The sequence below is a fragment of the Pseudomonas sp. PS02303 genome (genome assembly GCF_029959925.1).
GTDB lineage: Bacteria > Pseudomonadota > Gammaproteobacteria > Pseudomonadales > Pseudomonadaceae > Aquipseudomonas > Aquipseudomonas mandelii.
In genome coordinates this window covers 1-1,295 of sequence record NZ_JASCOM010000522.1, presented here as the reverse complement: position 1 = coordinate 1,295, position 1,295 = coordinate 1, and the positions used below count along the sequence as shown (strand labels likewise).

2 protein-coding genes are annotated in these 1,295 nt (G+C 60.4%); both read right to left on the bottom strand.

Annotated elements, in window-relative coordinates; translation table 11 throughout:
• Nucleotides 1–118 precede the first annotated feature (118 nt).
• Nucleotides 119–514 (bottom strand): YbaN family protein, encoded by a 396-nt coding sequence (locus QMX98_RS34645; protein ID WP_042932301.1) that lies wholly within the window; start codon nucleotides 512–514, stop codon nucleotides 119–121.
• A 10-nt stretch (nucleotides 515–524) separates the two neighbouring features.
• Entirely contained in the window at nucleotides 525–1,112 is a 588-nt protein-coding gene (locus QMX98_RS34640; RefSeq protein WP_010461974.1) for a YecA family protein, read from the bottom strand.
• Nucleotides 1,113–1,295: the final 183 nt, after the last annotated feature.

The window sequence follows — 1,295 nt, the reverse complement described above, 5'->3', positions numbered from 1 at the left end:
CGCTTGCTCCCGTTCGGCTGCGAAGCAGTCGCCAAACCAATCAATGAGGTCTGTCAGGAGAATTTTGGGGGGGGATGCTTCGCAACCCAGCGGGAGCAAGCGCCCTCGCCACAGAAGCTCAGGGCTTTTGCAGGGTTTTCTGTTTGAGGATGTAGATCGTCACCAGCACCGCGCTGGTCAGCATGGCCCCTCGCGCCCACGGCAGGGGAACCAGGTAGCAGGAGAACAGGATGCTCACCCACATCAGGCCGATGGCGTAGACCTTGCCCTTGAGCGGGATGCCGTTGCCGTCAAGGTAGTCGCGAATCCACGGGCCAAGCCGTGGATGCCCCACCAGCCATTGATAGAAACGTGGCGAACTGCGGGCGAAACAGGCGGCCGCCAGCAGCAGGAAGGGCGTGGTGGGCAACACCGGCAGGAAAATCCCGATCACCCCCAGCGCTACGCTCAGCCAGCCGATGGCTAGCAGCACGTAACGCAACATCAGGGAGCGGTTGCCTATGGGGTTGTCCATAGGCAAAACCTTAGTGGTGACGTGGCTTGAGGATCGCCGGTTTTTCGTCTGGCGCCTGGCACAGCAGGTACAGCGCGGTCAGGGCTTCCGGGATCTGCACGATCATGTCGTCCATCAGATTGGCGTCTTTGGCGATGTCTTCGAACTCAGGCTGTTCGTCGAACAGACCCGAACCGACCATGATCGGAAGCAGCATTTCGCTGACTTCGTCTTCGGCGGTTTCGAACCAGGCCGCTTCGCGCAGGAACACGCCTTCCATGAAACCGATGCACCAGCCGCGCAGGTCGGAATCGTCCGGCTCTTCGCCCAGGTCCAGGTCGCAAGGCAGCTCGAACTCTTCATCGGAGGCCAGTTGGCGCGCGATGTGAGCCTTGAGGGCCAGCAGGGTGGATTCGATCGCTTCACGCTCGGTGTCGTCGGCGTAATGCGGCTCTTCGGCGAAGAGGGCGTCGATCCATTCACGATCCGGAACCTCTTCGGAACAGATCGACAGCGCAGTGAGGTAGCCGTGGGCGGCCACGTAGTCCAGCGCCTCGTCGTGCAGTTCGTCGGCGTCGAGGAAGACTTGCAAACGGGTTAGTTGCTCAGCGAAGGACATTAAAGGGCTACCTTGGGGAATTAACAGATGCGGGAATTCTAGGCCTTCTTGAGCGCTCAGGCCAGCCGCGCGGGATATTTGCAACGCTGGGACCTCACAAACACCGCAATCCCTGTGGGAGCGAGCCTGCTCGCGATGAGGTCGGTACATCCAATACATTTATCGCCTGACATGCCGCCATCG

What these genes read in the sequence shown, in the direction of transcription:
- QMX98_RS34640 (WP_010461974.1), bottom strand. Translation starts at nt 1,112, where the DNA reads ATGTCCTTCGCTGAGCAACTAACCCGTTTGCAAGTCTTCCTCGACGCC.
- QMX98_RS34645 (WP_042932301.1), bottom strand. Translation starts at nt 514, where the DNA reads ATGGACAACCCCATAGGCAACCGCTCCCTGATGTTGCGTTACGTGCTG.